This is a genomic window from Actinomadura fulvescens (assembly GCF_039533225.1).
Classification (GTDB): Bacteria; Actinomycetota; Actinomycetes; order Streptosporangiales; family Streptosporangiaceae; genus Spirillospora; species Spirillospora fulvescens.
In genome coordinates, this window is sequence record NZ_BAAATD010000010.1 from 303291 (window position 1) to 329668 (window position 26378).

The 26378-nt window shown below is 68.9% G+C and carries 31 protein-coding genes, 2 tRNA genes and 1 pseudogene; 21 read left to right on the forward strand and 13 right to left on the reverse strand.

The features are described 5' to 3' along the window. Positions 1-179 precede the first annotated feature (179 nt). The 3 genes from ABD333_RS33245 to ABD333_RS33255 all read left to right on the forward strand — a co-directional run bounded on the left by ABD333_RS33245 (position 180) and on the right by ABD333_RS33255 (position 6215). The gene (locus ABD333_RS33245) at positions 180-2048 is read left to right on the forward strand and encodes a CNNM domain-containing protein (RefSeq protein WP_344546505.1); all 1869 of its coding nucleotides are present in this window, start codon (positions 180-182) and stop codon (positions 2046-2048) included. Then, the gene (locus ABD333_RS33250; RefSeq protein WP_344546506.1) at positions 2036-3043 is read left to right on the forward strand and encodes a hemolysin family protein; all 1008 of its coding nucleotides are present in this window, start codon (positions 2036-2038) and stop codon (positions 3041-3043) included. Before ABD333_RS33245 ends, ABD333_RS33250 begins: the two co-directional genes overlap by 13 nt. A gap of 301 nt (positions 3044-3344) precedes the next feature. Beyond that, entirely contained in the window at positions 3345-6215 is a 2871-nt protein-coding gene (locus tag ABD333_RS33255) for a coiled-coil domain-containing protein (protein ID WP_344546507.1), read from the forward strand. Between the two features lie 103 nt (positions 6216-6318). On the opposite strand, the gene ABD333_RS33260 is transcribed toward ABD333_RS33255, so the two are convergent. Both ABD333_RS33260 and ABD333_RS33265 read right to left on the reverse strand, forming a co-directional pair. Further along, the gene (locus ABD333_RS33260; RefSeq protein ID WP_344546508.1) at positions 6319-6690 is read right to left on the reverse strand and encodes a phage holin family protein; all 372 of its coding nucleotides are present in this window, start codon (positions 6688-6690) and stop codon (positions 6319-6321) included. A 92-nt stretch (positions 6691-6782) separates the two neighbouring features. Continuing rightward, positions 6783-7289, reverse strand: a complete 507-nt coding sequence (locus ABD333_RS33265) for a hypothetical protein (protein ID WP_344546509.1) — start codon at positions 7287-7289, stop codon at positions 6783-6785. 212 nt (positions 7290-7501) lie between these two features. Between ABD333_RS33265 and ABD333_RS33270 the strand changes: the two genes are divergently transcribed. The 11 genes from ABD333_RS33270 to ABD333_RS33320 all read left to right on the forward strand — a co-directional run bounded on the left by ABD333_RS33270 (position 7502) and on the right by ABD333_RS33320 (position 14713). Continuing rightward, positions 7502-8188, forward strand: a complete 687-nt coding sequence (locus ABD333_RS33270; RefSeq protein ID WP_344546510.1) for an HAD family hydrolase — start codon at positions 7502-7504, stop codon at positions 8186-8188. A 190-nt stretch (positions 8189-8378) separates the two neighbouring features. Then, complete coding sequence (locus ABD333_RS33275) at positions 8379-8972, forward strand: TetR/AcrR family transcriptional regulator (protein ID WP_344546511.1); 594 nt, start codon at positions 8379-8381, stop codon at positions 8970-8972. Between the two features lie 132 nt (positions 8973-9104). Further along, positions 9105-11081 (forward strand): DNA helicase RecQ, encoded by a 1977-nt coding sequence (gene recQ / locus ABD333_RS33280; RefSeq protein ID WP_410558149.1) that lies wholly within the window; start codon positions 9105-9107, stop codon positions 11079-11081. A gap of 102 nt (positions 11082-11183) precedes the next feature. After that, positions 11184-11417, forward strand: a complete 234-nt coding sequence (locus ABD333_RS33285) for a hypothetical protein (RefSeq protein ID WP_344546512.1) — start codon at positions 11184-11186, stop codon at positions 11415-11417. A 303-nt stretch (positions 11418-11720) separates the two neighbouring features. After that, entirely contained in the window at positions 11721-12236 is a 516-nt protein-coding gene (locus ABD333_RS33290; RefSeq protein ID WP_344546513.1) for a DUF6879 family protein, read from the forward strand. A 6-nt stretch (positions 12237-12242) separates the two neighbouring features. Then, positions 12243-13088, forward strand: a complete 846-nt coding sequence (locus ABD333_RS33295; RefSeq protein WP_344546514.1) for a helix-turn-helix domain-containing protein — start codon at positions 12243-12245, stop codon at positions 13086-13088. Positions 13089-13149: 61 nt separating this feature from the next. After that, positions 13150-13347: a hypothetical protein gene (locus ABD333_RS33300; protein WP_344546515.1), complete on the forward strand. Its 198-nt coding sequence runs from the start codon at positions 13150-13152 to the stop codon at positions 13345-13347. A gap of 106 nt (positions 13348-13453) precedes the next feature. Further along, entirely contained in the window at positions 13454-13777 is a 324-nt protein-coding gene (locus ABD333_RS33305) for a hypothetical protein (protein WP_344546516.1), read from the forward strand. Positions 13778-13788: 11 nt separating this feature from the next. Further along, the gene (locus ABD333_RS33310; protein ID WP_344546517.1) at positions 13789-14052 is read left to right on the forward strand and encodes a hypothetical protein; all 264 of its coding nucleotides are present in this window, start codon (positions 13789-13791) and stop codon (positions 14050-14052) included. 108 nt (positions 14053-14160) lie between these two features. After that, positions 14161-14334 (forward strand): hypothetical protein, encoded by a 174-nt coding sequence (locus tag ABD333_RS33315; protein WP_344546518.1) that lies wholly within the window; start codon positions 14161-14163, stop codon positions 14332-14334. Between the two features lie 148 nt (positions 14335-14482). Further along, positions 14483-14713 (forward strand): hypothetical protein, encoded by a 231-nt coding sequence (locus ABD333_RS33320; protein WP_344546519.1) that lies wholly within the window; start codon positions 14483-14485, stop codon positions 14711-14713. A gap of 316 nt (positions 14714-15029) precedes the next feature. On the opposite strand, the gene ABD333_RS33325 is transcribed toward ABD333_RS33320, so the two are convergent. The 4 genes from ABD333_RS33325 to ABD333_RS33340 form a co-directional block, all read right to left on the reverse strand. After that, complete coding sequence (locus tag ABD333_RS33325; protein ID WP_344546520.1) at positions 15030-15284, reverse strand: hypothetical protein; 255 nt, start codon at positions 15282-15284, stop codon at positions 15030-15032. Positions 15285-15331: 47 nt separating this feature from the next. Beyond that, positions 15332-15523: a peptidoglycan-binding domain-containing protein gene (locus ABD333_RS33330; RefSeq protein ID WP_344546608.1), complete on the reverse strand. Its 192-nt coding sequence runs from the start codon at positions 15521-15523 to the stop codon at positions 15332-15334. A gap of 85 nt (positions 15524-15608) precedes the next feature. Beyond that, positions 15609-16568 carry a tyrosine-type recombinase/integrase gene (locus tag ABD333_RS33335; protein ID WP_344546521.1) on the reverse strand — a complete coding sequence of 320 codons (960 nt, stop codon included), beginning with the start codon at positions 16566-16568 and terminating at the stop codon, positions 15609-15611. A gap of 119 nt (positions 16569-16687) precedes the next feature. After that, positions 16688-16763: transfer RNA gene (locus ABD333_RS33340), tRNA-Arg, on the reverse strand. Positions 16764-16973: 210 nt separating this feature from the next. Between ABD333_RS33340 and ABD333_RS33345 the strand changes: the two genes are divergently transcribed. Both ABD333_RS33345 and ABD333_RS33350 read left to right on the forward strand, forming a co-directional pair. Beyond that, positions 16974-17423 carry a hypothetical protein gene (locus ABD333_RS33345; protein ID WP_344546522.1) on the forward strand — a complete coding sequence of 150 codons (450 nt, stop codon included), beginning with the start codon at positions 16974-16976 and terminating at the stop codon, positions 17421-17423. Between the two features lie 124 nt (positions 17424-17547). Then, positions 17548-17636: transfer RNA gene (locus ABD333_RS33350), tRNA-Ser, on the forward strand. A 151-nt stretch (positions 17637-17787) separates the two neighbouring features. Here ABD333_RS33350 and ABD333_RS33355 read toward each other — a convergent pair. After that, positions 17788-18705 (reverse strand): annotated as a pseudogene (locus ABD333_RS33355) (tyrosine-type recombinase/integrase); the annotation flags it as partial. Between ABD333_RS33355 and ABD333_RS33360 the strand changes: the two are divergent. Next, complete coding sequence (locus tag ABD333_RS33360) at positions 18635-18778, forward strand: hypothetical protein (protein WP_344546523.1); 144 nt, start codon at positions 18635-18637, stop codon at positions 18776-18778. The pseudogene ABD333_RS33355 and the gene ABD333_RS33360 overlap by 71 nt on opposite strands. 409 nt (positions 18779-19187) lie before the next feature. On the opposite strand, the gene ABD333_RS33365 is transcribed toward ABD333_RS33360, so the two are convergent. Further along, positions 19188-19664 carry a helix-turn-helix domain-containing protein gene (locus tag ABD333_RS33365; protein ID WP_344546524.1) on the reverse strand — a complete coding sequence of 159 codons (477 nt, stop codon included), beginning with the start codon at positions 19662-19664 and terminating at the stop codon, positions 19188-19190. 111 nt (positions 19665-19775) lie between these two features. Between ABD333_RS33365 and ABD333_RS33370 the strand changes: the two genes are divergently transcribed. The 4 genes from ABD333_RS33370 to ABD333_RS33385 all read left to right on the forward strand — a co-directional run bounded on the left by ABD333_RS33370 (position 19776) and on the right by ABD333_RS33385 (position 22783). Further along, positions 19776-20036 (forward strand): helix-turn-helix domain-containing protein, encoded by a 261-nt coding sequence (locus tag ABD333_RS33370; RefSeq protein ID WP_344546525.1) that lies wholly within the window; start codon positions 19776-19778, stop codon positions 20034-20036. Between the two features lie 726 nt (positions 20037-20762). Beyond that, entirely contained in the window at positions 20763-21311 is a 549-nt protein-coding gene (locus ABD333_RS33375; RefSeq protein WP_344546526.1) for a hypothetical protein, read from the forward strand. A gap of 147 nt (positions 21312-21458) precedes the next feature. Beyond that, positions 21459-22361, forward strand: coding sequence for a phage major capsid protein (locus ABD333_RS33380; protein ID WP_344546527.1), 903 nt, complete (start codon positions 21459-21461; stop codon positions 22359-22361). Continuing rightward, positions 22358-22783, forward strand: a complete 426-nt coding sequence (locus tag ABD333_RS33385; protein WP_344546528.1) for a hypothetical protein — start codon at positions 22358-22360, stop codon at positions 22781-22783. Before ABD333_RS33380 ends, ABD333_RS33385 begins: the two co-directional genes overlap by 4 nt. A gap of 638 nt (positions 22784-23421) precedes the next feature. Here ABD333_RS33385 and ABD333_RS33390 read toward each other — a convergent pair. The 5 genes from ABD333_RS33390 to ABD333_RS33410 all read right to left on the reverse strand — a co-directional run bounded on the left by ABD333_RS33390 (position 23422) and on the right by ABD333_RS33410 (position 26137). Next, the gene (locus tag ABD333_RS33390) at positions 23422-23856 is read right to left on the reverse strand and encodes a hypothetical protein (RefSeq protein WP_344546529.1); all 435 of its coding nucleotides are present in this window, start codon (positions 23854-23856) and stop codon (positions 23422-23424) included. Between the two features lie 37 nt (positions 23857-23893). Continuing rightward, positions 23894-24202: a hypothetical protein gene (locus tag ABD333_RS33395; RefSeq protein WP_344546530.1), complete on the reverse strand. Its 309-nt coding sequence runs from the start codon at positions 24200-24202 to the stop codon at positions 23894-23896. Then, entirely contained in the window at positions 24199-24597 is a 399-nt protein-coding gene (locus tag ABD333_RS33400) for a hypothetical protein (protein ID WP_344546531.1), read from the reverse strand. Before ABD333_RS33400 ends, ABD333_RS33395 begins: the two co-directional genes overlap by 4 nt. Continuing rightward, on the reverse strand, positions 24590-24790 hold the full coding sequence (locus tag ABD333_RS33405) for a hypothetical protein (RefSeq protein WP_344546532.1): 201 nt from the start codon (positions 24788-24790) through the stop codon (positions 24590-24592). Before ABD333_RS33405 ends, ABD333_RS33400 begins: the two co-directional genes overlap by 8 nt. A 144-nt stretch (positions 24791-24934) precedes the next feature. Then, positions 24935-26137 carry a helix-turn-helix domain-containing protein gene (locus ABD333_RS33410; protein WP_344546533.1) on the reverse strand — a complete coding sequence of 401 codons (1203 nt, stop codon included), beginning with the start codon at positions 26135-26137 and terminating at the stop codon, positions 24935-24937. Positions 26138-26378: the final 241 nt, after the last annotated feature.

Consider the following 26378-nt stretch of genomic DNA (forward strand, 5'->3'; position numbering starts at 1 on the left):
GATCGCCGTTTCCACGTTCTGACCAGGGCCTTCAGGGGCACGATGAGGCGATCATCACTCCGGGGACCCTTGTGTTCGGGGAACGTCCTGGTGTGAGGTGACGTTGCTCAGAGGGAGCAGTCGATCGAGAGGAGTTGAGAGTCCGCAGTGTCGGACCCCAGTCATAGACCCGGTGCCCCATGCTGACCGCGGCACTCGGCGTGCTCGCCGTCGTCCTTCTCACGGCGGCGACCGGATATTTCGTGGCCCAGGAGTTCGCCTACGTCGCCGCCGACCGCGCGCGGCTGGCCCAGGCCGCCGACCAGGGGGACACCGGTGCGCACCGGGCCCTCAAGGTGATCGGCCGGCTGTCGTTCATGCTCTCCGGAGCGCAGCTGGGCATCACGATGACCACGCTCGTCGTCGGTTTCATCGCCAAGCCCGCGCTGGCCGAGCTGATCGAACCCCTTCTCGACGTGGCGGGCGTCCCCGCCGGCGCGACGGGCGCGATCGCGCTCGCCACCGGCTTCGTGCTCGCGACCCTGGTCCAGATGGTCCTGGGCGAGCTGTTCCCCAAGAACCTGGCGCTGGCCCGGGCCGAATGGCTCGCCCGGGTCCTCGCGCCGTCCACCCTGGTCTACCTGACCGTCGCCGGCCCGCTGATCCGGCTCTTCGACCGTACGGCCGAACGCCTGCTGCGCGCGGTCGGCGTCGAGCCTGTCGAGGAACTGCAGGGCGGCGCCACCCGGGAGGACCTGGGCGAGATCATCGGCCGTTCCCACAGCGCCGGCCACCTGCCCGCCGACCTGTCGGGCCTGCTCGAACGCGCGCTGTCGTTCGGCGACCTGACGGCCGACGAGGTGATGGTGCCGCGGCCCCAGGTCCGCACGCTGCCCGGCGACGCCACGGTCGGCGACCTGGTGACGCTCATCCGCGAGACCGGCCACACCGCGTACCCGGTGTACGGCCAGGAGGTCGACGACGTCATCGGCGTCGCCGGAGTCCGCGAGGTCGCCGACGACACCCTCGACCAGGACGCCCCGATCCGGCGGTTCGCGCGGCCCGCGCTGCTGGTGCCCGGCAGCCAGCCGCTGTACGGGGTCATCGAGCAGATGCGCGACTCCGGCGAGGAGTTCGCGTGCGTCGTGGACGAGTACGGCGGGCTGGCCGGAATCCTCACGTTCGAGGACATCGCCGAAGAGCTCGTCGGCGAGATCACCGACGAGGTCGACACCCGCGACGCCGTGCCGTGCACCGAGCCCGACGGCTCATGGCTGCTGGACGCGAGCCTGCGCATCGACGAGGTCAGCCGCATGACGCGCCTGCCCCTGCCCGAAAGCGACGCCTACGACACCCTCGCGGGCCTCGTCATGGCCGAACTGCGCCGCCTGCCGGCCCCGGGCGACCGTCTCGTCGTCGGCTTCGACCCCGAATCCGGCGACCTGGGCAAGGCCGAGCTAGAAGTGGTCAGCCTCGCCCGCCGAGTCGCCAGCCAGGTCCGCCTGCGCGCAATCTCACCCAGCGACGCCCCCGACCTACCCACCTGCGACTCCCCCACCGAAACCCCCTCCGCCGCCATAACCGCCCCGAGCAACGGCAAGACAACCGCCTCCACCACAAATCCAAAGAACGGCCACGACAACAACCCCGCCAACGGCGCGGTAACCAGCCCGAGCTCGACCTCTAGCGGCAGCCCAGGCAACGGCTCTGTCGCCAGCCCAAGCTCCGCCTCCAACACAACCTCTAGCGACAGCCACAGCAACACCGCTGTCACCAGCCTTAGCTCCGCCTCCAGCACCAGCGCGGGCCCAAACGACGGCCATGGCAACAGCGCTGGCAACGGCTCTGTCGCCAGCCTTAGCTCCACCTCCAACGCCAGCCCTGCGGCTAGCGACGGCACCGGCTCTGGCCACGGCGACGGCCCTGGCAGCAGCCTTAGCTCCGCCGCTAACGGCAGCCCCGCCTCTGGCGACGGCTCCGGTGCCGATGATGGCTCTGGCGAGGGTGTGGACGATGGGGCCGCCGTGGTGTCCGCTACTTCGGGGCAGGAGGTCTCATGGACCCGTTGACCTCGTTGCTGGTGACGGTGCTGTTGCTCGTCGGCAATGGTTTCTTCGTGGCCGCTGAGTTCGCGCTCGTCGCGGCCAACCGTCCGCAGCTCGAACGGGCCGCCGCGCGTGGCAGCAGGCCCGCGAGCGCCGCGGTCGCCGGCGTCAAGGAACTCTCGCTGATGCTGGCGGGCGCGCAGTTCGGCATCACCATGTGCTCGCTCGGGCTCGCCATCGTCACCGAACCGGCCTTCGAGCACCTCCTCGAACCACCCCTGCACGCCATCGGCATGCCGGAGGCGGGCACCAAGGCCGTCGCGCTGGCCACCGCGCTCGCCGTGATCACGTTCCTGCACATGGTCGTCGGGGAGATGGCGCCCAAGTCGTGGGCCATCGCGCATCCCGAACGTGCGGCGTTGATCCTCGCGCTGCCGTTCCGGGCGTTCGCCAAGGTCTCCCGGCCGGTGCTGTCCGCGCTCAACACCACGACGAACGGCCTGCTGCGGCTCGTCCGGGTCACCCCGCGCGACGAGCTGGACAGCCACGCCGACGCGCAGGGGCTGAACCACCTCCTCGGTGAGTCCCGCCGCCTCGGCCTGATCGGGCGGCACGACCACGAGCTGCTCCGCCGGGCCATCGCGGCGCGCGAAGCGACGGCCGACCATCTCGTCGTACCGGCCGCGTCGGTGACGACGATCGACGCCGACGCCACCGCCGCCCAGGTACGCCGCGCGGCGACCGCGAGCGGGCACAGCCGCCTCGTGGTCCGTGACGGCACCGGCGGCGTCGTCGGCATCGTCCACGTACGCGCGGCCATCACCAGCGACCGCCGTGCGCTGGAACTGGCCACCCCGGCACCGGCGCTGACCGCGGGCACCACGGTGCTGGACGCCGTCACCCGCCTGCGTCGCGCCCGCGCGCAGCTCGCCGTGGTCGCCGACGCGAACGGCGACTTCGCCGGCATCGTGACCCTCGATGACCTGCTCGCGGAGCTCCTCGCCACCAACCCGCATTAGCGCGCCAATGGCGACTGCCCGAAGGCTGCAAGGTGGACTCGGCCATGGAGTCCAGCCCGGAGGGCATGCGGACCTTGTGGATTTCGGTGGCCGGACTGGGCGCCACCGCGGTCATCCAGGCCGTGGTGGTCGCCCTGTCGGGCTCCGTGGCGCTCTTCGGCGACACGCTCCACCGATCCGCAACCCGTCAATGGCATCGACCATCACGCCCTCCTCGCGGGACACCGATGATCCAAAACCTGTGAGACGTTAGTCCCGCGCAGGATTGGAGACGACGGCCACGAGCCGAACTAGAACGGGGATGGCCGCGGTGCAGCATCCGGAAGACGCCAACGGAACCGGCGACGAGCCACAGACCGAGCCCACGACCGAGCCACGTCCCAGAATGACCGCCCGTTCAGGCAGAGCGGACACGGCCGACCTGGTCCTCCCGTCCGCCTCGCCAGACGAGACCAAACCGCTGCCTACCGTGGATGAGCCGGAGCCGGAGTCTCCCTCGGCCCAGACGATGGCCCTTCCCGTCCTGGATGAAGCCCCGGTCGTTCCGGATACAAACGAACCGAGCACCACCGTCCCAGAGAGCGAAGCCACACCCAGCACCGATGAGACCGCCGTGGATCCTCCCACCGCGGACGCGCCAGGCACAGCCGAAACTGACGCAGACGAGCACCACTTGGGCGCCTCTCAAGCCGGGATAGAGCAGCCCGGCACTGGCGCGGAACCGTTCAGCCCGGATAAGTCCCATGCAGCACTGCCCAGCACAGAGGTAGCAGACACAGACGAGTCTGACGCAGGCGAACTGGACACGGATCCGCTGGTCACGCAACAGGTCAGCGCGGAGCCGTCCAGCCCGAGTATCTCCCGTAGAGCAGATGTCGCAGGCTCAGACGAGGCTGGCACGAACCAGCTTGGCGCAGACCAGGCTGGCGCGGAGCAGCCGGACGCGGACGCAGAGCTCTTCGTGCCAGATGAGCCGCAGCCCGACGCAGAGCTCTTCGGCTCAGATGAGCCGCAACTGGGCGAGGCAGGCGCAGCACTGCCCGGCGCGAACGCGACAGACGCGGAGCAGGTTAGTGCGGATGGGACCTTGGCGTTGCCGGTTGTGGAGGGGCCGGAACGGCTGGGGGAGCTGGTCGATGAGGTCTACGTGCCCCTGATCGGGGTTTATGAGGAGTTGGAGAGTCGGCTTCGGGAGAGGTCCACGAGCGGTGGAAGGCCGGTCGGGTGGGCGGCGCATCTTGAGGCCATGCGTTCGTTCCGGGAAGGGCGCGTCACCGGGGATTGGGACGAGCTCGCGGAGTTCCTGGTGGAAGGCCGGGTGGGGGCGCGGACACGCGTGGTCGAGGTCGATGACGACGAGGCCGAGGTGGCGACGGCGCGTGCGGCCGTGTTGGAAGGCGGCGAGAGGGTGCTGCTGCTGGCGCCGACCGTTGAGCTGGCCGAGCGGGTCGTGGAGGCGGTCGGGGACGAGGTGTTCGCCCTGAAGGTCGAGGCGACCGCACCCGATCAGGCCGATGTCGGAACGATCATGGACATCGAGCCGCCACCAAACCCGGAGGTGGAGCCCGCACCGGCGGGGATAGTCCGGGGCGCGACGGTCTCGCTGGGTGGGGACGCCTGGCGTAAGGCTTGGCGGGCCGAGGCCAAGCAGCTTCAGCGTGAACTCCTCTGGCTCGAACAATGGCCGCGTGACACCGAAGTCCTCGACAAGGTGAAGGCAAAGCACGAACGGTTCGGCGAACGGATGGCGGCCGAGATCGAACGGCTGGAGCAGGAGCTCTCCACCCTGCGTACAGAGGCCGCTCAAGCAGAGCAGGCCATCACCGAGAGCCACGAAGAGCGCGATCGGCTCGCTGAGGAGGCGGAACGGCTGGCCGGGGAGACGGCCGAGCCGCGTGCGGAGGCCGAACGGCTCCAGGCGCTGGCCGATACGGCGGCGGCCGAGGCCGGGGAGCACACTCGTACCGCCGACGAGGCGTACGCACGCTGCGTCGCGCTCGATCAGGAGGCTGCCCGTTGCCAAGCGGAGCTTGAGGAGGCACGCCGGGCTGAGGCGTCGCTAGTCCAGGAACTGGCCAGGGCACAGGAGGACTTGCCCCGGGCTACCGAGGAAGCGGAACGGCTCAACAGTGCGGCGACCGACGCAGAAGCGGAGTGGCACACCCGCTACTACCGCCTCAAGTCGGCGGAATCGACCCTGGCCGCGCAGCGCCGCAAGTTGACGTTCGGCCAACGTCTGCACGTCTCCGCCCCGCCGCCCAGGCTGGAGGAACTGCGTATCGACGTGAAGACCCAGGCCCGCGAGGCCGAAGAGGCCGCCACGCGCGCGCGGCAGGCGACCGAGGTGGCCGAACGAGCCGCCGCGCATCATGCGGGGCTGGCCAGGTTCATTTCGGAGGGCGGCGCCGGGCTCGCGGCCGCCCAGGCCGCTCAGGAACGGCTGACCGCGCATCTGTCGCGTCTCGCCGCGGACCGCGAGTCCGCTACCACCGCCCACCGCGAGCAGGCACGGCAAGCGGCGGAGGCCGTCGACGTCGCGACGCAGGCGAGCATGGCCGCCCGGCAGGCTCAGCAAGTGGCTCGGCAGGCCGAGGAACAGTTGGCCGTCGCCTACCGTGCGCACCGGGACGCCGTGGCAGCGGCCGAACACGCCGGGGCGCGGGCCGAGACGGCGGCGCAGCAGGCCGCCGCAGCCGCGAACGGGCTGGCACAGCGGCGTGCCGAGTCGGAGCGGGAGCTCGTCGCCCTCCGTACGGAGATCGACACGGCGGCCGAGGCCGAGGCCCGTTCGCGCGAGAAGGTGCAGGAGATCTGCGGCACGCAGTCGATCACGGAGCACCAGAGCCGGGCCATGGCGCGGATCGAGGAGCTCTCCGGACATCTCGAAGGCACCGAACTCCCCGTCCAGCTCCTCCTCGACAAGGCGGGACTGGTCGGCGGCACCCCTGAAACGGTCGGCGCCTCACCTGTGATCACGATGGACTACGACACGCTGGTGGTCGTCGGAGCGGCTCGGCTGAACGACGCGGACCTCCTCGTCGGCGCCGTACACGCACGTAACCAGGTGCTGATCGGCGCCCCGGGCCAGACTCCGCCGGAGTACGCGGAGTACGTGGAGATCGCAGACGCCGATCGCCTGACACAAAGCCCTTTCACCCGCGCCATCGCCTGACGTTCGCATGCGCCATCGGCTGGCGTTCGCTTGCGCCATCGGCTGGCGTTCGCTTGCGCCATCGGCTGACGCCTCGCGGCCCTGTCGGTGTTGGCAGGGAGGGTCAGTCGTCGTTCAGGAGCAGGTTGAGGATCCAGCCGACGACGCCTACCACGATGGCGCCCCAGAACGCCGGCCAGAAGCCGTCCACGTGGAAGGGCAGTTCGAGGCGCTCGGCCAGTTCGCTCGTGAGCAACAGCAGCAGGGCGTTCACCACGAGCCCGATCAGGCCCAGGGTGAGCACGTACAGCGCGCAGCCGAGGGTCTTGACGATCGGCTTGATGACGGCGTTGATCAGGCCGAAGATCACGGCGACGCCGACCAGGGTGGCCGCGCGTCGCGGTCCGGTGTCCCCGGTGAGCGAGATGCCGTCGATCAGGGCGGTCGCCACCCAGAGCGCCGCCGCCGTGATCGCAATCTTGAGGAGTATCCGCACATCTCGATCATGCGTCGAGGCCGGGTCCCGTCCCATCGCACTGTGCGGCGATATCTCCCCGGCCGATCTCATCTCCGAGGACCAGCAGGACGTCAGTCGGCGCGGTCGAAGAACGAGGAGTTGGTGGTCACCTGGGAACGGCCGGGCGCGGCGGCAGCCGCAGGAGCAGGGGGCGCGGGGACGGGGGCGGGGGCGGGGGCGGGGTTCGGTTCGCGGCGGGGGCCACTTCGGCGCGGGGCGACGGCGTCCGAACGCTGGGAACGGGGCGCGCCACCGGCCTGCCGGATGCGGGCGAGCTCCCGCTGAAGCTCACGCTTCTCCATTTCCAGCGTGGTGAGCGACTCCTCGTGCTCCTCGCGCAGATAGCGGAGGTCACGGCGGGTGCGCACCATCCGGCCCATCCCGACGAACGTGAGCGTCAGGCCGAGGACGAAGACGACGGCGACGGCCGCGCCCGCGAAGAACACCTGCCAGAGGTTCGTCACACCCGGCACCGATTCACCGAAAACGACCAGTTCGGCGGGGCCGGTGTTCTCCATCGCGATGCCGACACCGAAGACGGCGGCGGCGACGGCCAGGACCAGTCCAAGGAACACCATGGGCAGTCTCCTCTCCAGTGCTCCGGAGGGGGATCGGAGCGCCACCACCATGCCAGACCCGCGCACCGTTTTGCCTTATCTGCCGGATATATGCAGGTCAGCCGGAATTCATCCGGAAGCGGGATGAAGGTTCTGCCGGGTTTCGCCTTGGGTAGAGATCGTTGCCAGGAGGCGGCGTCATCCGGCTCTCAGCCGCCCGACCGGGAGGGATCATGTCCGTACAGGCCGTCGTGTTCGACCTGGATGGCGTCCTCATCGACACCGAACCGGTCTGGGAGGAGGTCCGCCGCGGCTTCGTCGCCGACCATGGCGGCCGCTGGCTGCCCGACACCCAGGACCGCCTGATGGGCATGAGCACCGAGGAGTGGGCCGACTACCTCGCCACCGACCTCGTCGACGGCCTCACCGCCGAGGACGTCGCGTACGAGGTGATCGACCGGATGAGCCGGCGGTACGCCGAGAATCTTCCGCTGATGCCGGGCGCGGTGGAGACCGTGCGCAGGCTCGCGGGGGATTACCCGCTCGGCCTGAACAGTTCGTCTCCCCGGGCCTTGATCGACCTCGTTCTGGGACGGCTCGGCGTGGACGTCCTGTTCCGTGCGACCGTCTCGACGGAGGAGGTCGACCGCGGCAAACCCGAGCCTGACGGCTACCTCACCGCGGCCGCGCGCCTGGACGTCACACCGGCGGAGTGCGTGGCGATCGAGGACTCCAGCAACGGCCTGCGTTCGGCGTACGCGGCGGGCATGCGGGTGATCGCCGTTCCGCACCCGCGCTACCCGCCCGCCGCCGACGCGCTCGCCCTGGCCTCTCACGTGGCCGAGAACCTCGACGCCGTCACCACCGACCTGGTCGCCAAGGTCGGCACCGCACCCCGGCCCGACCAACCGAACACGTAACGCGCGTCTGCGTACCGCCACCAGCGCCGAGCCGGCAGCCGGTGGCCATTGCCGAACGAGCACGCCGAGCCCAGCGGTGGGCTAAGGAAGGGCAACCGGAGCCGGCCCATCATGAACATTCCCTTCCTCAAATAAACCGTCTGCGTGGCCACGTCGCACCACAAAGTCAACTGGATGGTTTAATTGGGTCATGACGTACGACGCGGAGGCCACCCGGCGGCGGATCTTCGAGGCCGCCACCGCCGAGTTCGCCGAGCACGGCCTGGCCGGCGCGCGGGTCGAGCGCATCGCCGCGTCCGCCAAGGCCAACAAGCAGGCGATCTACCTCTACTTCGGCGGCAAGGAGAAGCTCTTCGGGACGGTCGTGCGTGCCAAGCTCGAAGAGATCTGCCACGCCGTCCAGCTCGACCCGGCCGCGCTGCCCGAGAGCGTCGGCCTGCTCTTCGACTGGTATCACGGACACCCTGAGCTGATCAGGCTCCTCCTCTGGGAGGCCCTGGAGACCGGCCAGGGACCGGTGATGGGCGAGCAGGAACGCCTGGAGGCATACCGCGAGAACGTGAAGGAAATCCGCGACAGCGGCTTCACCGAAGGGCTCGACGAGCCGCGCCGTACCCAGGAGGCCCAGGACTGGATGTTCACCATCCTCGGCCTGGTCGTCTGGAACTTCACGGTGCCCCAGTTGCGCCGCCTCGTTCTCGATGAGCCCGACGAAGCCGCCGCGATCGCCCGCCGCCGCGCCGCCGTGGTAGAAGCCGCCCGCCGCCTCGTTCAACCGACCTGACAGCCACCCGCACCCAGCAAGGCCCAAAGCCGCCTACCCACCAACCACCCACCACGACCTCCGAACGCGTTAACGCCCGCCAGCCACCGCATAGCGGGGTCCGCAGGCCCGCAGGGTCATTAGGATGAGCCGGTGGCTTCCCCCGAGAGCGGACCCGAAGTGAACGAGGCGTACGCGCTGCCCGAGGAACCGCCGCCGGACCCCTGGTTCGAGGAAGATCTGCCTCCAGACGACTTCGAGCACGCGAACGGGCCGGCCTCGGCGGAGCTGCCGCCCCTCGCCGCCCAGGCGCCCGGCTCGCCGATCGAGGCACTGCAGCGCGTCTTCGGGTACGACTCGTTCCGCGACGGCCAGCAGGAGATCATCGATCACGTCGTCAACGGCAACGACGCGCTGGTGCTGATGCCGACCGGCGGCGGGAAGTCGCTGTGCTACCAGATCCCCGCGCTGGTCCGTAAGGGCGTCGGGATCGTCATCTCACCGCTCATCGCGCTCATGCAGGACCAGGTGGACGCGTTGCAGGCGCTCGGCGTGCGGGCCGGGTTCCTCAACTCCACGCAGGACCTCGACGAGCGGCGCGTGGTCGAGGCGCAGTTCGCGTCGGGCGACCTCGACCTGCTCTACCTGGCTCCCGAACGGCTGCGCGTGGAGTCGACCGTTCGCCTGCTCGAACGCGGCACGATCGCACTCTTCGCGATCGACGAGGCGCACTGCGTCTCGCAGTGGGGCCACGACTTCCGTCCCGACTATCTGATGTTGTCGGAGCTGCACAAGCGCTGGCCCGACATCCCGCGGATCGCCCTGACCGCGACGGCGACGCAGGAGACGCGCGCCGACATCGCCCGGCGGCTCGATCTGGAGGACGCCCGGCATTTCGTCGCGAGCTTCGACCGGCCCAACATCCAGTACCGCATCGAGCCGAAGACCGACCCCAAGCGCCAGCTCCTGCACCTCATCCGCAACGAACACAACGGAGACGCGGGCATCGTCTACTGCCTGTCCCGTAATTCGGTTGAGAAGACCGCGGAATGGCTCGTACAGAACGACGTCGCTGCCGTTCCCTATCATGCGGGCCTTGACCCACAGACGCGCGCCACCAACCAATCACGGTTCCTGCGTGAGGACGGCTTGGTGGTGGTAGCGACGATCGCGTTCGGCATGGGGATCGATAAGCCGGACGTACGTTTCGTAGCGCATCTCGACTTGCCCAAGTCGGTCGAGGGCTACTACCAGGAAACCGGCCGCGCCGGACGCGACGGCCTCCCGTCCACGGCCTGGCTGGCGTACGGCCTGCAGGACGTCGTCAACCTACGCAAGCTCATCGACACGTCGGAGGGCGACGACGCCCACCGGCGCAGGCTGAGCATGCACCTCGACGCCATGCTCGCGCTGTGCGAGACGGTGGAGTGCCGCCGCGTACAACTCCTCAACTACTTCGGCCAGCCCGGGGAAGCCTGCGGCAACTGCGACACCTGCCTGTCGCCGCCTGAGTCGTGGGACGGAACGGTCGCTGCCCAAAAGGTCCTGTCCACAGTCGTACGGCTGGACCGGGAACGCCGCCAGAAGTTCGGCGCCGGGCACATCATCGACATCCTGGTCGGCAAGAAGACCCCGAAGGTGATCCAGTTCGACCACGACGCGCTGAGCGTCTTCGGGGTAGGCGCCGACCTGCGTGACACCGAATGGCGAGGCGTGATCCGCCAGCTGCTGGCCCAGGGCCTGCTGGCCGTCGAGCCGAACTACGGCGCGCTCGTCCTCACCGACGACAGCGGCGCGGTCCTGCGCAAGGAACGGCAGGTCAGGCTACGCCGCGAGCCCGAACGGGCCACGGCCGCCAAGGCAGCGAAGGCCGCCAAGTCCCGCAAGGCACCGGTCGACCTCCCCGCCGAAGCCATGCCGATCTTCGAGCGCCTCCGCGCCTGGCGTGCCGCCACCGCCAAGACCCAGGGCGTCCCCGCCTACGTGATCTTCCACGACGCCACCCTGCGCGAGATCGCCACCCTGAACCCGACGTCACTGTCCGAACTGGGCAAGGTCAGCGGCGTGGGCGAGAACAAACTGGCCAAGTACGGCGAACAAGTCCTAGAAACCCTGACCACCGACCCCTAGGCGCCAACTGCCGGTGGCCTCGCAGACCGCCTCTGCAGCGGCGGGACGTTCTTAGTATCGATGGACCCTTCGACCGAGTGACCAGTCGATGACGCTCCGAGTGTGCGCCCACGTGAGATGGGCGGGCAGCTGCTGGGCGTCGCCAAGCTCGGTCCGGGTATCCCTCGAGGGATCCGGCGGGACGAGCTCGGCACGATCGCGTCCGAGTGCCAGCACACAGTCAGCGGGCTGACCGTCCCGGCCCGGAAGGCGTACCGGGTGACCGTCGGCCGACAGGCACCGGTCACGGTGACCGGGGACGGGATCGGCCGGATTGAGCTACGCCTAGGTTCCTGAACCGCTTGACCGGGCCGCGCACGCAGGGTGAGAGTCGGTCGACGTAGACGCACGCATGACGAGGAGGCGGGCATGGACGACGACCGGTACGAGTACCTCGGCAAGTGGGCGGCAGCCCTGACGGCGACAGCCCGACCCTGCGGAGGGACCGACAGACCGGAGACCTGATGATGCAGGGCTACACGGTCGACGACGCGACACGCGACCAGCTCCTTTCCGCCTCCGGCAAGGAGACGGTGCCAGTCGGTGAGACGCTGATTCGGTTCCCGGCCGACATGCTTGACCTGCTCCCGGAGGTACGTGATGGGCGAGACACCGAGCCCCGTTGAGCTGCTCCAGGGCGCCCGGCAAACGGCATACCACCTGGAGATGCGGGACGGCTACATGCGCTCCGACCCGTGGTACCAGGCGTGGGCGCGCGGCGACACCGCTGAGTTCGAGGCGCGGCTGGAGCGGCCCTGGCTCGACCTGATCCGGGAGGTGACCGGCCGCGGCGTCCAGGTGCGGCGGGTCCGGATTGTGTCCGAGCCCGTTAGCGACTACATCCGGTTCGAGCACGCCACGACCGCGTCCAACGTCGCGGCCGGCGAGGAGATCCGGTGGCTCCCGCGGCGCCGCGCATCTGATCTCGCTCTGCCCGGTAACGACTGTTGGATCGTCGATGGTGAGGCGGTGCTGTTCCACCACTTCACCGGTGAGGGCGAGCTGGCCACGGATGCCCGCGAGTTCATCACGGCGCCGTCGATCGTGAAGCTGTGTGAGTCGGCGTTCGATGCGGCGTGGGACCGCGCCATCGACCACCGGGACTACCAGATCTGATCTGCCGTGCCCACGTCGTCCAGCGTCCAGGCCGCCCGCGAGGCTTTCGGCACCCGGCTCCGTGAGATCCGCCGCGAGGCTGGGCTGACCGGGACCGAGCTTGCGCGGCGGGCTGGCCGGCACCAGACCAAGGTGTCGAAGCTGGAGCACGCCATCACGCTCCCCGATGCCGACGATCTGCGGGCGTGGTGTGTGCACTGCGACGTCGCCGACCAGTATCCGGAGCTGCTCGCCAAGCTGATCGCGACTGAGACTATGTGGACGGACTGGCGTCGGTTGGAACGCGCCGGGCTCCGGCAGGCGAACGAGGCCGTTGTTCCGCTGTGGGAGCGGACGCGGCACTTCCGGATCTACTCCTCGTGGCTGGTGCCAGGGCCGCTCCAGGCCGAGCCGTACATCCGGGCACTGCTGGCTTCGACGCAGGCGCGGCGCGGCCTGGTCGACGACATCGACGAGGCGACCGCCGTGCGGGTCGCGAAGCAGCACGTCATTCGCGAGGGTGATCACCGGTTCGCGATCGTGCTGGAGGAGTCGGTGCTGCGGACGCGGATCGGTGGCGTGGGCGTGCTCGCCGAGCAGCTGCGCCACCTGTTGGACGTGATGGCGTTGCCGTCGGTTTCGCTCGGCATCATCCCGATGGACGCGGATCGGTCACTGCTGCGGCCGGTGGAGATGTTCTTCATGTTCGACGACGATCAGGTGTCGGCCGAGTTCGTGTCGGGGTGGCTGCGGGTTACCGCGCCCGGTGAGATCGCCATGTACGCCCACACGTTCGGGCTTCTGGCCGAGCTGGCCGTCCATGGTGAACGCGCACGGCGGCTGGTCAACGAGGCGCTGACCAGCCTGCGCTAGTTGCTGCATACCTCTGCATAAATCTCGACCCGCGCTGCGGCGCCTACCTAGCGTCACAGTCATGACCTCGCCTTACCCGCCCGTCGAGTGGGCCAAGTGCATCCCGGACTTCGCGGTGCATCCGCTGCCTGGCGGCAGGCTGCGGGCGGTGCTCCTCAGGGACACCGAAGTGGTCGTCGAGGCCGACTGCTGGCAGGACTTGGAAGACCGGTGCACGGCCGTCCGCATCCGGCGGACGGCACTCGGAGTGCGGCGATGACGCCCCTGGGCGTCCCAAGACGCGTGGCGGTCGCGGTGTCGGCGCTGTCCCAGGCTCCATGGACCCGCGGCCGTCACGCCTCCACTCTCCGCCTCGGTGGCCGACGATGACCGCCACCACAGGTCGGCAACGCACCCCTACGGCGCAGCTGGCGGAACACGTCGGGCTGCACTTCCCTCCTCCTCTGGGAGGCGCCAGCGAGCTGGACTGGCTCCCCGTGTACCGGGCCTTCGACCCAGCGCGCGTGCTGGATTCCACCTGCTTCCAGTGCCGCGCGGTCAGCTACGAGTTCGTCCTGGTCGGTGGCTCGTTCGCAGTCCGCCGAACGGACAGCATGCAAGGAGCTGCACGGCTGCACGAGACGCCGCGGGTACGCCGCAAGGTCGCTGAGGATTGGTGGCGGGCGCTCTACTTCGGCGCTGCCCAATAGCGGGCGCTGTGATGCTGTCGCTTCCCGAGATCCGGCGACGCGGCCGGGCCGCCAAGGCGCTCGCGGCCGAGCTGCGTGCGCGTGGCCGGTATGTGTCGCAGGCCGGCGCGTGGATGTGGGCCGCGCCGGCCAGGCACTCCCCCGGCCACGAGATCGGCGTCGACCGCGACGGGTTCGTGTGGCGGAAGGGCGGCTCGGTCTTCCGGCCTGCGTTTGCGCCGGTCGATGACATCCCGCATGCCGCGGACATGGTCGAGAAGGAGTCGGGCTCATAGGTTCCTGCGGTCCCGGTGAAGTTCCCCGACCCCGGGACCGTGGGTCAGCGGCGTGACGGTCGCGGAGGATCTGTCCCCAACAGCCCCTCGCGGCCGTCACGCGCCACCGTGAGGCCGGCTGAACGGTGGGCCACCAGCGTTCGCCCGCCTCAGCCCCTCGGGCTCCCACGTGGCGGCCTCGGCGGGGTCGGCTCCGGCATCTACGAGCAGCTCAGCGGCGATGAGGCGCTGTTCACGGTCAGCCCCGATCGCTCCGCCGCGCAGGCCCGGCTCCAGGCATGACGAAACGGCCCGCCCTCCCATGGAGGACGGGCCGTTCGTGCCGGTGCCGGGCCTCGGCTGAGACACACCTTCCCTTGACTCAAAGTGGTCACTTGTTTACGCTAGGTGACGTTGATCGTTCCCCCGCCTTTCCCGCAAGGAGATCACGATGTACCGAACCGCGAGCGTCGTCGCCGCCCTCGCCGCCGCCCTCGCCTTCAGTCCCACTCCCGCCCTGGCCACCACGGCTCCCGCCCCCGACGAGGGGCAGAACGTCAATTTCGATATAGCCCAGATTGTGTGGACGTCCCTGGTTTCGACCGCCCTCAAGCCCCTCTGTCTGGATCAGGAGACCGGCCTCGTCACCTGCCCAGCCGATCAGGCTGCGAACAACCCGTAAGGCCTGGTGGCGTGCGCCAGCACTGAACATTACGGAAGGCCCTGGCTCACGGGCGAACCCCAAGCGAAACGACCCCGCGCGGGGGGATCGGCCCCTCTACCGGGAGTAAGCGGCGGTCCGTCTTCTCCCCCGAAGAAGCGGACCGCGCTAGAAAAACGGTACCGCTTCGAATACTCAAACCGCACCCCACCAGCACAAACACAACAAACACACCCGGGATGCCGAACGCCCCGCGCTTCCGTAGCCGTGGGGCTGTCGAGAGCGCGCGGCGTCCGGTGTGCCGGTCGGGCTTCCCCGCCCACCGACGAAGATCAGACTATCGAGGCGAGACGTACTCCGGCTGCTTCCCGGTCAGGCCGAAGCCGAGCAGTACCCGGCGGGCCGTCGGCCACACCTGCTCCAGCGCACGGGCGAGCAGGAAGTACGCCGCCGTGATGACGGGGGTGACGATCGCGGTCACGGCGTCGGCCGGAAGGTCGAGACCGACCTTGGCGGCGTAGCCGAGGACCGCGCCGACGATGAGCGGCACCACGGTGCGGATGATCGAGTCGAGCATCATGCCTCCAGACATGACAGAGCCCCGGCCTGTTGGTCCGGGGCGGCATGGGTGAAGCGGGATCAGGTGATGGGTGTTTCCCAAGTGGCGCGCCAGGTCTCACGCCCCACGACGCCGTCGACCGCGAGGCCCTTCTCCTTCTGGAAGGCGCGGCAAATCTCTTCGCTGTCGGCGCCGTACGCGCCGTCCACGTCGATGTCCCAGCCGCGCGCCTTCATCTGCCGCTGCCAGGTCCGGACGTCCTCGCCGCGCATCACCAGCGGCTGGGTGAGGAACCGGGCGGTGCCTGCTGGACGTGGACCTCCAGCCGCTGCTGCGGCTGCGGTTGCTGTGTGATCGTTAGAGCTGGTCGCCGATCGACGCGCGCCGCGCGGCGTTGATCACTCGTTTGCCTGCGGTGGCCTTGGCGTAGTGGTGGGCCATCGCGGGCGACGACCAGCCGAACAACGTCATCGCGTCCTGCACGGACCCGCCGTCCTCGTACCAGGCGTCGACCGCGAAGTGCCGCAGCTGGTGCGGGTGGATCCGCGGGATGCCCGCTTCTTCGCACCGGCGCTCGATCATCTGGTAGATCCCCGAGGAGTCCAGCGGCTTGCCTCGCCATCCCATCCAGAGTCGCGCGGGCCCGTCGGAGTCGTGGTCCTTGGCCTTCGCGGCCACGACGAGGGGATGCTTGGGCCGGGCCCGCAGGTACTTCGACAGTGCCTTGCCGGTCTTGGCGCTGAACGGCACGCTTCGCCACTTGCGGCCCTTGCCCAGGACCGCGACGACATCGGTGACCATGTCGACGCGGGCGACCTCGATCCCCGCCATCTCCGCGACGCGTGGGGCGCCGGGCTCGCAGAACAGCCGGATGATCGCGGCATCACGGAGATCGTTGAACTTGCGGCGCGGGTCGGTCGCCTTCCTGCCCTCGCACGTCTCCAGGAGCTTGCGCACGTGGTCGAGCGGGGGGACCTCCACGGGCTCCTCGTCCGGCACGGGCTCCCTCATCCGCCGCATCGGCGACTCGTCGAGGATCTCCTCCTCCACCATCCAGTTGAAGAACCGGCGCAGCGACCGAAACCGCACCCCAGCAGCGGGGGTGGACTGCCGCTCCATGTACTCGATCAGGTAGTCCGTGACGTGCGCCTTGGTCATCTCCTCGAACGAGGCGCCGTCGTGGGCCTCGTGCTCACAGCTCTTTCCGCACCACTGGTCGGCGACGAAGTCGGCGAGCTGCTGGGCGGCCTCGTGGTACGACTGGATGGTCCGGGGGATCGCTTGTCGCGGCGCAGGTCGCGTTCGAACTCGCGCCATGTGAGGCGGCTGGCGTCGTCCATGGCGCGCACGATTCAGGGAAATCAGATGGTTCGGGCACAATGGCCTCGAACGAGGAAGGCCCCGGCCTCCTGCGTTTGAGGAGGTCGGGGCCTGTCTGGCGCACCCGAAGGGATTCGAACCCCTAACCTTCTGATCCGTAGTCAGATGCTCTATCCGTTGAGCTACGGGTGCCTGCCGGGGAATACTGTACCGGCTGTTCGGACCTAACCGCGAATCGGTTTCGCGGGTCCGCGCGTCCGGGGCGCTGACGACGTGATCGACTGTGTGATGTGGGTCATGGAACCGTTCGTCACGCCAGAGCGCCGAAGGGGTAACGGAGACGCCAGTGACCCGAGAGGTCTACTCTCGTCCGAATCAAACCCCCCTCAAAGGAGAACCCCCATGCGCATGTCTGCCACCAAGCTGGTCGGCGTCCTCGCCATCGGTGGCGCAATGCTCACCTCCACCGCCTGCGGCCCCCTGGACGCGGTGACGGGCGGCGGCGACAAGAAGGCGGCTTGCAACAACATCAAGTCCGCTGCTGAGCAGCTGTCCAGCTCGGGTATGACGCAGCCGGACGTGAACAACCCGACCGCCAGCATCTCCGCCAACGCGCAGAAGCTCAGCGACTTCGCCTCCAAGGTCCGTACGGAGGGCCAGAACGCCGGTGGGGACGTCGAGTCGGCGGCCACCAAGTTCGCGGCCGACGTCGACAGCGCTGCCAACGCCATGCGGCAGATGGCCTCCAACCCCAGCAGCGCCTCAAGCAGCATGTCCAGCATCAGCGCCATGCAGCAGAGCGGTCAGGCCCTCTCCAAGGCCTGCGGCATCGCCGGTTTCCGCCTCAGCTGATCTTGCGGCCGGCCGTCCGCCATGCGTGGACGGCCGGCCATCGCTATGCTGGTCCCCGCTTCAGGCTGCGCTTTGCCGGGTGATGCAAACACCCGGTAACCTGTTCTCGGCCTGTTGGCCTCTTGGAGGATTCGCCTAGTCCGGTCTATGGCGCCGCACTGCTAATGCGGTTTGGGTTCACGCCCATCCGGGGTTCAAATCCCCGATCCTCCGCCCTGCGACCAGCGCGTTCGCGGAAGTCGATGACTTCAGCGAGCGCGCTGTCGTCGTCTTGTGGGGCCATTGTGGGGCCGGTCCGGCGAGGAACGACCGTCGCGGTTGCCTCGGCCGCCGCCTTGGCCACTTGAGGGATCACCGACGTGTAGACATCCGCGGTGAAGCTGGACCGCGAGTGCCCCAGCGTCTCGCTGATGATCTTCATGTCCACACCGGCCGCGAGGCTCAGCGTGGCGGCACCGTGGCGGAGATCGTGGAAACGGATCGGTGGGAGCGGGTCACCGTCGATCGCCACGCGAACGGCCTCGGCCGGTAGGCGGTGCCGCTTCGCGATCTCGGCGACCGTCCACCCGCCCGCGTGCCGCTGGCGGATCATGGCGTACCGCTCCATGTGCGCTTCGAAGCGCTGAGAGATCCACTCGGGGCGCAGCGCTGAGCCGTCCTCGCGCGTGAACATCAGGCCCGTCTCTTGCCAGACCTCGCCCGCCACGCGGCGTTCGTCGTCCTGGCGCGCCTCCCACTCGTCCAGGACCTCGACCGTGCCCGCGTCGAGCGTGACGGTCCGGTCGCCGTGTTCAGACTTCGTGTCATCCGGGTCCAGGTCGTCATCGGGGCGCGTCTCGCGGATCGTGATCGTCCCCGCCTCGCGATCCCGCTCACCGCGCGGCAGGCCAGCCACCTCGGCGCGACGCAGGCCGCGGAAGGCCACCAGGTGGAACATGGCATACAGCCGTTCCTCAGCGGCCGCGATGAAGTCCAGGAACGCACCGGTCTGGGCGGGGGTCCAGACCATGACGGGGCTCGGCGCCTTGCCGGTCTGCTCCCATCGAGCCACCCGCCCGGCCGTCCAAACCAGCGGCTTGGGCCTCGGGGCGCGCGGCAACTCCACGTGCTCTACCGGGTTGGAGTCGAGAAGCTTCGACTTCTTGACCGCGCTCCCCAGCGCCGAGCTGAGCACGGCGTGAACGCGCTTGACCCGTGCGGGAGACAGAGGCTTGGTGGACTTCTTCCCGCGCTTCTCGCCCGCCGCAAGCTTCTTCTTCACCGAGTCCGCGCGGGCAGCCATCAGCCGCCGCATGAGCTCGCTGGGCTTCTCGCCGTCCGGCAACGGCCGATTGATAAACAGCATTTCGGCGTAGAGCTCGCTCGCGTGGTAGTCGCGGAGATCGACCAACCGCAGGTGACCGAGGCCCGGCTTCAGGTAGAGGTTCACGGCCTCCTCGTAGCTCTCCCGCGTGGAGTCCTTCAGATCGACCTTGCCCGCAAGCCACCGGTCCAGGTACGGCCCGACCTTCAGCGCGCGGTCCGAGGCGTGCCCGGTCTTGCCAGCCTTCACCAGCTCGTCAGCAAGCGCGTCCTCGGCCGCCGTCTTCGTGGGGAAGGGGCCGATCCGCGGCCGCCGACGTTTCCCGTCCGCGGACGCCGGCGCGTCGTACCGCGCCCACCATGACCCGTGCTTCTTCTTCTCCAGGTCTGGGCACTTGCCCTCCGCGTAGACCTTGCCTGTTGCAGGGTTGCGGCACCCGCAGCGCTTGAAGACGGCGCCCTTCACTGCTCGCCACCCAACCAGGCGGGGAACTCATAGGTTCGTCTCCCCGGGGGACGTGCGTCGAGCTGAAAGCGAGTGAACGTCTCGCGCAACTCGTGTTCATCCGGGATGAAGTCACGCTCTCGGAGCGGCGCCCGCCCGTCTGCCCAGTCCCATATCACCTCAGCCCTGAAACGTCCGGCGCCGGTCACGCCCATCGAAGTGTCGTCATCGTCAGGAGGGAACAAGAGCGCTGAGGGGTTCACTCCGAGGACCACGGCGAGCGCCACCAGATCATCGACGTCCACCCGCCGAGAACCAGCTTCGATCTTGGTGATGGCGTTCGCCAGGATCGGCCGTCCTGCCTCAGTCAGACGGTTCGCAAGCTGGGTCGTCGAGAGGTTGCGCATCGCGCGGAGTCGCCGCACGTTCCAAGCCACATGCTCACCGACCGGCCCGACCGCGTTGCGGTGGCGCTTTGCAGAATTCTCTTCCATATAAGAAGAGTACACATCCTTATTGACATGACGCCAGACCTATCTACATGATCCTTAACAGCAAGGGATCGCATCCATACAGGATGGACACCCTTCTTTTTAAGGAGAGCCATGGCCGATAGCCCTTCCCCCCACGTGCCGGATGCCCAAGAGCAACCGACCGGCATCCCAGATCTCCAGAAGCGACCGACGCTGACGGTCCCCGAGGCTGGACGCGTCCTCGGGCTCTCCCGGGCGGCCGCCTACGAAGCCGCCAAGCGCGGCGACCTTCCAACGCTGCGCATCGGACGCCGCATGGTGGTACCCACCGCACACCTTCTCGGCATGCTCGGACTCATCCCCGACCCTGCCCAGCAGCGCCGCGACGCCTGATGGTGCGGGAAGGGCGAGAAGAGAGGCGGAGGACCAAGGAATGGGGGTCGGAAACATCAAGCTCGTCTACAACCGATGGCGCCCGTTGCCTAACACCTCATTCCGGGTGCTGACATGGATGGCGCTTCGAAGCATGGACAGCGACGACCCGCCGCTCTTCTGGGGCGGGTGGGAGGAGTTGGCACTTGCCCTCGGCCGCGACTTGCCACCGAGGGACGCGACCGATCCCGCCTCCACCAAGGAACGGAATAAGGCGTACGAAGCGGTCAAATATGCGAAAAAGGTACTCAAGAGGAAGGGTGCGATCACCCTCGTACGGGATGCAGGGCCTGGCCGCCCGGCTGCATATGCGCTGAACCTCTCGCTCGGAATGGTGGGGACTGAGTTCTCCCCAGTGGAGGGGACTCAACCCCCCTCATTCAAACCGCGCGGACGGGCACTGCGGGGGGCTGAGTCCCCCGCAATGGAGGGGACTCAGCCCCCCGCAGTGGGGGGCACTGAGTCTGGAAATGGAGGGGACCCAGCCCCCCGCCTAGGAGGACAGGAGGATTCAGGACTTATTTCAGGACGAGATGGCTGGGGTGATCACCAACCTGCAGGTACCGCGCGGGCGCGCGCGAGCGACGAACCGGATTTGCCTCCTGCTGTGGCCGAAGAGATCCGCGCGCTTCGAGCCGAGTTGAACCGCGTCCGCCATCGGACGCATGACCAAGAGAGGGATACGAGATGACCAAGGGCACCGAGGCGGCGGCCGCCGAGGACGCGACCGCGGCGGCCAACTCCGCGCCGGGCGGCACCAGTGGCGGCGAGACCGACGCCACCGAGGCAGCAGACTGCGGCACCGGTGCCGGGGCGGAGACCGGCGCCGAGGGTGGCGAGGGCGGGGAGTCAGGCGGGCGCGCGGCGCGGGAGGCTGCGCGGTACCGGACGCAGTTGCGCGAGGCTGCCTCCGAGCGTGACCAGCTGCGCGGCGTGGTGACCGCGATGCAACGCGCCGAGGTCGAGCGGCTCGCCATGACTGGTCAGAAGGGCAAGGGATGGCGATCAAAGCTCCAGGACGGCACGGACCTTTGGGCGTTCGGCGTCCAGCTCGAGGACCTGGTGGACGAAAACGGTCAGCTGGATCCGGACAAGGTCCACGACGCCGTGGCCGATCTGGTGGAGCGCAAGCCGCACCTCTCTCCCAGAGACCTCGGCGCCGGCCAGAACGTACAGGGCGTCCGGAGCCGCAGCGGAGGGCCCGAACGGATGGGCGGGATCTTCAAGGCGCGGTGATCGTCAGGGTATTCTGGATCTTGGACGTGGGGAACGGCGGGCCTGTGGCCCGCTCCCCGCGGACCGTTCCGCCCCGTGGGCGACCGGCGCCCGGCCCGTGGCCGCGCCGCATCACCTGTTGATGTCGCGTCCCCACGGGAGGAATCCGTGACCTGGTTGACCACCAGCGGCACGGCGGGCGGATCGTTCGCGCCCACCGAGGCCGCCGCCTACTTCTTCGATCAACTCACCGCGATGTCGGTGGGCCTGAACTCCGGATTCCGGCGCGTCAGCACCAACGCGGCCCGGCTGGCGGTCCCGCGCATCCTCACCGATGCAGTGGCCAACTGGACCGCCGAGGGCACCGAGATCACCCCCAGCGACCCCAACGCCGACACCGTGACCGCGGTCCCGCGCAAGCTGGCCGCGCTCACCTACGCCAGCAACGAACTGGTGGACGACTCTCAGCCCGACGCCCAAGACGTGCTCGCGACCAACCTCGCCCGCGCGATCGCGCTGAAGCTGGACCTGTCGTTTTACGAGGGATCGGGCACCGCTCCAGAGATCCGGGGCCTGAAGAACCAGTCAGGCATCCAGACCGTGAGCATGGGAGTCAACGGGGCCGCGCTGACCAACCTGGACCCGTTCGCCGATGCCCTCGGCCTGCTGGCCGAGGCCGACGCCGAGGGAACCGCGATCGTGATGCATCCGCGCAACTGGCGGGCGCTGACAAAGATCAAAGAGACCAGCGGGTCAGCCCGGCCCGTGCTCGTCGACGGCGCCGGCGCGCCGTCGGAGGGGCCACGGCGCTCTATCTACGGCGTGCCGGTCTGGCTCACCTCGCAGCTAGCCACCAACGAGACCCAAGGCACCGCGACCACAGCCAACAGCGCGTACGTCTACCAGGGCGACCAGGTGTGCGCGGTGATCCGAGAAGACGCCGACGTGCAGGTGGACAAGTCGGCCGCGTTCTCCTCCGACCGCACCGCCGTGCGCGTAACCCTGCGCGCCGATCTGGTGCTACCCAACCCGGCCGCCGTCGTCCGCATCCTGGGAGTGCTGCCCTCATGAGTGATCAGCGAGTGAACGTCCGTGTCCGCGACGGACGCCAGATCGTCACCGACCTCGGCCACCACTACGGCGGGGAAATCCTCACCGTCCCCGCCCGGCTCGCCCGGCAATGGGTCCGGTACGGGTGGGCTGACGAGACCACCGATCCCAACCCCTCCGCCGATCACCCGGCCGCACGTGTCCCGACCGCCGAGGGCCAGGGCGCCGACGACGCGGACGGCGCCACGGCCGAACCAGAACCGGTCCCGTCCTCGCCGCGGGGACGCGGCAACGTCCGCGTGCGCGTCGCCGAGGAGTTGCGCGCCGACGCATTGCGCTCGGATCGCGAGATCGCCAAGGTCGTGGGTTGTGACCACAAGACGGTCGGCAGCGTGCGGCGCGAGCTACAGGACGCCGACGAGCCGCCCCAGACAGGCGCCTAGCGCCTCACCAGCACCGGCGCCGCGCGGGATGCTCTGAGATCCTGCCCGCGCGACACCGGGCCGCTGGCTCCCGGTCTAGCCCGTCCTGGGGGCCAACGGCGGCCGCGCGGACTCTTGGTCCAGGATTCCCGCGCGGCCGCCGGGCGGGAATCCTGGACCAAAGCCCCGTCCCGCCGGATGGCGGGTGACTCCCCCGCCGGGGGGTCTGCACACCGGCAGATAGCTGGTGCTGGCCCTGTGTACGGGTCTGGGGGTTCCATGCTTGAGGAGTTGCCACGGCCTTGCACGCGCGAGCACGGCACTCTGAGGGTACGGAAACCCTCATCACGAACGGTGCAGCTCAGCGCGTCGGCCGATTCGCTGCTCAGAGTGTTGTATCCGTACAGCAGAAGGGGGCGTGAGCGCGCGCCGAGTCATCCCGGCTAGGCGTACAGCGCGCACTCACGCCGATCCCCGCGGTCTCGAATGTTCTTCAGATTTCGAGCCCTCGGGGAGTCATTTGATCAAGCGGCACGTGGTCGTTTCGAACGCGACCGGCCGCCCACCGTCGTGCCTCCTACCTGGTGTGACGCCCGTCTGAGCGTCCTGGTTGCCCGCGGCCCCGGGGTCGGGGAACTTCACCCGGGGCCGCGGGAGCCTTACCTCGTGTCCGTCAGCGCGGCGCGTCGGGCCTGCATAGCGGTCGCCCACAGCATGAACACCAACTGCCCGAGCTGCTCCTCGCCCATCCGGTTGAGGACTGCGCCGGCGTCCTCGTGGCAACCGCGTGCCCGCGCCTTCACGTACACGCGGGCATGGCGCAGCATCACGCGATGGATGCCGCGTGCCTTGAGCCGAGTACCGGCCGAGATCCCCAGGGCCATCACACGCGCGTAGCCGCGCCGCTCCGACGGTGCGAGCCGCGCCAGATCCGCCACACCGGCGATGACCACACCGGCCGCGACGGCGTCACGCTGGATCGCGTCCGCGAACACCTCGGCCATCACCGGCCCGGCCACCGCCCACCCCGGCGCGACCTTCACCCGTGCGAAGTACCGCAGCGGACCCTCGACCGCCCCGGACACACCCGTCATGATCAACGCCTCACACTCCGCGCGGACCTGGCCTCGGTCAACGTTCAGACGATCGACCACAAGGTTTCCCTTCCTGCGTTGGGGGGCTCGGAAGCTGTTGGCAGATCAGGTCAGCGGCGGCCACCACGTCCTCCACCGGGCCGATGTCCGCGCCGACACCCGACCCACGACGCCACACGAAGGTGTCCCACCACGCACCGACCTCACGCCCAGGCCCCAACGGCACCGCGCACACCCACATCTGCACCCCGCGGTTGTAGGTGTGCCAGCCACGGCCCTCCAGCTCGGCCGCCAACGCCTCGACCGCCGCCCGGCGCCGCGCGATCTCCTCACGCGGCGGGATCACGTCGCGTCCGGGCCGTGCGGCCCCGACGTCGCGATCAGGTGAACCCGCCGCTCGGCGTCCCCGATCACCTCGTCGGCGGTGCCCAGCAGATACCCCTGCTGGCCCAGATGCCGGGCGAAGATCGGCCGCACCGCCGCGAGCGCGCGCTTCAGCGCGTCCGTCGCGTCCATCTCCGGCTCGCCGCCAAGCTTGGTCTCGGCCTCGTCCCTGACGAACGACAACACCAAATCCACGATGCGGGGATGGACCTGCGCTTTCCCCGCTTCCTCGAACGCGCCGAGCACGACCGGCAGCATCTTCAACGGCGTCGCCTTCGCCGCCTCCCCGGCGGCGAGCCGCCGGGCTGCATCTTCTTCCCGGACGCCGTCCGGGAAGTGGGGGCCGCTGTTACTCACTGGCGCTCACGCCGGCGAGCTGGGCGTACAGATCGTCCGGGCCGTCGGCCTCGAAGCATGAGGCGCCATGCTGAACGAGCTCGCCTGGGTCGGGGGCGCGGGTCGCCCACCATCGGCCGGCGCTGCTGGTGATGATCGACCAGTCAGGGAACTCTCGGCGCAGCTGGTCCTTGATCTCCGCTACGTTCGTCATCAGCCGGACTCACCTCCGGTCAGGCCCTCGGGACACCGGCGTTAGCCCGCCGCCGAGGGCCGCTCTATGTGTCACGTGACACAGGTGCAGAGCAGCAACGTAAGACCGGAGCGGCCGGAGGTTGTTTCCGTACTGAAACCCTGGTCAGATCAGGTTCATCCGCCACGCAAGCCCGCGCAGGTCTCTGCCGCCGGCACGATTGAGCATGTCGGCAACTAGTTCGCGGACGAGCGGATGGTTGTGGACTTGTTGGGGGGACAGCCGCTCCGCCTGGCGTAGCTCGCGCGACACCTCTTCGCTGCTGTGGCCGAGCATCGCCCGCGCCCGTGCTCGCTCCAGGAGCAACGCGGCACGGCGATTCTTGGACGACAGGGCGCGAGGCTCGACGCTATCGGCGAAGGAAAGCGCCTCTCCCGGCTGACCTGACTCGACTGCCAACGACGTTCGCCACACGCCCGTGTTGGCTGGTCCGAACAGCTCGAAGGCGTCCGAGTCTTCCCCCAAGCCTTCGGCGAGACGCGCGGCTTCTGTGGCATGAGCGGCCGCGCCCTGGTCGTCACCGTCTACCTGGCAGGCCAGTGCACTCGACAGCTGCAACATGCCGTACACCTGACGTCCGAACATGTCGTCTCCGATGTGCGGCTCAACCTCGTCCGCGATCTTCGGCGTCAACATGAGCGCCCGCGGCCGATTCGCCGAGCTGCGTGCGTGGGCCCTGCCGTAAGCCGCCGCGCCACGCCAGACCGGATCCCCCAGCATGTCGGCCGCCTGTTGCCCGCGCTCGCCCGCGATCCAGGCCAAGTTGATCTCGCCGAGATGCCGCAGAGTACAGGTCGCGTCCGATCCACATGCACGGACGAGAAGTCGTAGCGCCTCGTCTCGGCCCGGCCCGTCCGCGGCCGCTGCGTGTACGAAAAGTTCGCCGATCGCATCCGGCAAGATGCGAGCTACGGTCGCGTAGTCCGCCACCCGAAGCGCCATGTCAGCGGTATCGACCTCGCTCCTGAGGAACTCAATCGGCCGCGCGCCGACGTCCGGGGGATCGTCAGGCGAGTAGTCGAGCAAGACCCGCTGCAGACCCGTCAGGTTGTACTCACGGCGTTCAGGCTGAACCTCGGGAGTCGGGCCGCCCATCAGGTAGTCGGCCGAGACCTCCAGCGCTCGCGCAAGCGCCGCGATGTCTGAGCGGCGTTCCAGCCGAGTGCGGCCGTTCTCGACCTTAGACAGCCACGCTTTCGAGCGCCCCACCAAGCCAGCGGTGGCCTCCAGGCTCTTGCCGCTCGCGCGCCGCGCCGCGCGTACGTTTTCGCCGATCCGCCGGGCACCATCGTCAACGGGTCCAGCCATAGCTACCCTCGATGTCGTTCCGAATATCCCACTGCCCACCGTACGCGGCACCTCGACCGGCGGGCAGGGAACAACGCCCGCCCCTCCGATTCAAGCGAGGGGCGGGCGCTTTGCGCGGCTACTGCTCTGTGGGGCCGTCCGTGGGGCCATTGTGGGGCCAGACGCGACACGATCGGGCCGGACCAGCCGGACGCAAAAGACGCACCCTGGTGCGGTGACCTGCATCAACCGGACTAGAGAT

Excerpts from the sequence above, each read along its gene's own strand:
- ABD333_RS33390 (WP_344546529.1), bottom strand. The coding sequence starts at position 23,856 with ATGACGGGTGTGTCCGGGGCGGTCGAGGGTCCGCTGCGGTACTTCGCA.
- ABD333_RS33245 (WP_344546505.1), top strand. The coding sequence starts at position 180 with ATGCTGACCGCGGCACTCGGCGTGCTCGCCGTCGTCCTTCTCACGGCG.
- ABD333_RS33335 (WP_344546521.1), bottom strand. The coding sequence starts at position 16,568 with ATGGCGCGAGTTCGAACGCGACCTGCGCCGCGACAAGCGATCCCCCGG.
- ABD333_RS33290 (WP_344546513.1), top strand. The coding sequence starts at position 11,721 with ATGGGCGAGACACCGAGCCCCGTTGAGCTGCTCCAGGGCGCCCGGCAA.
- ABD333_RS33310 (WP_344546517.1), top strand. The coding sequence starts at position 13,789 with ATGCTGTCGCTTCCCGAGATCCGGCGACGCGGCCGGGCCGCCAAGGCG.
- ABD333_RS33270 (WP_344546510.1), top strand. The coding sequence starts at position 7,502 with ATGTCCGTACAGGCCGTCGTGTTCGACCTGGATGGCGTCCTCATCGAC.
- ABD333_RS33370 (WP_344546525.1), top strand. The coding sequence starts at position 19,776 with ATGGCCGATAGCCCTTCCCCCCACGTGCCGGATGCCCAAGAGCAACCG.
- ABD333_RS33330 (WP_344546608.1), bottom strand. The coding sequence starts at position 15,523 with ATGCGCGGCGAGGACGTCCGGACCTGGCAGCGGCAGATGAAGGCGCGC.
- ABD333_RS33325 (WP_344546520.1), bottom strand. The coding sequence starts at position 15,284 with ATGTCTGGAGGCATGATGCTCGACTCGATCATCCGCACCGTGGTGCCG.
- ABD333_RS33345 (WP_344546522.1), top strand. The coding sequence starts at position 16,974 with ATGCGCATGTCTGCCACCAAGCTGGTCGGCGTCCTCGCCATCGGTGGC.
- ABD333_RS33265 (WP_344546509.1), bottom strand. The coding sequence starts at position 7,289 with ATGGTGTTCCTTGGACTGGTCCTGGCCGTCGCCGCCGCCGTCTTCGGT.
- ABD333_RS33300 (WP_344546515.1), top strand. The coding sequence starts at position 13,150 with ATGACCTCGCCTTACCCGCCCGTCGAGTGGGCCAAGTGCATCCCGGAC.
- ABD333_RS33275 (WP_344546511.1), top strand. The coding sequence starts at position 8,379 with ATGACGTACGACGCGGAGGCCACCCGGCGGCGGATCTTCGAGGCCGCC.
- ABD333_RS33385 (WP_344546528.1), top strand. The coding sequence starts at position 22,358 with ATGAGTGATCAGCGAGTGAACGTCCGTGTCCGCGACGGACGCCAGATC.
- ABD333_RS33410 (WP_344546533.1), bottom strand. The coding sequence starts at position 26,137 with ATGGCTGGACCCGTTGACGATGGTGCCCGGCGGATCGGCGAAAACGTA.
- ABD333_RS33305 (WP_344546516.1), top strand. The coding sequence starts at position 13,454 with ATGACCGCCACCACAGGTCGGCAACGCACCCCTACGGCGCAGCTGGCG.
- ABD333_RS33255 (WP_344546507.1), top strand. The coding sequence starts at position 3,345 with ATGGCCGCGGTGCAGCATCCGGAAGACGCCAACGGAACCGGCGACGAG.
- ABD333_RS33250 (WP_344546506.1), top strand. The coding sequence starts at position 2,036 with ATGGACCCGTTGACCTCGTTGCTGGTGACGGTGCTGTTGCTCGTCGGC.
- ABD333_RS33375 (WP_344546526.1), top strand. The coding sequence starts at position 20,763 with ATGACCAAGGGCACCGAGGCGGCGGCCGCCGAGGACGCGACCGCGGCG.
- ABD333_RS33405 (WP_344546532.1), bottom strand. The coding sequence starts at position 24,790 with ATGACGAACGTAGCGGAGATCAAGGACCAGCTGCGCCGAGAGTTCCCT.
- ABD333_RS33320 (WP_344546519.1), top strand. The coding sequence starts at position 14,483 with ATGTACCGAACCGCGAGCGTCGTCGCCGCCCTCGCCGCCGCCCTCGCC.
- ABD333_RS33365 (WP_344546524.1), bottom strand. The coding sequence starts at position 19,664 with ATGGAAGAGAATTCTGCAAAGCGCCACCGCAACGCGGTCGGGCCGGTC.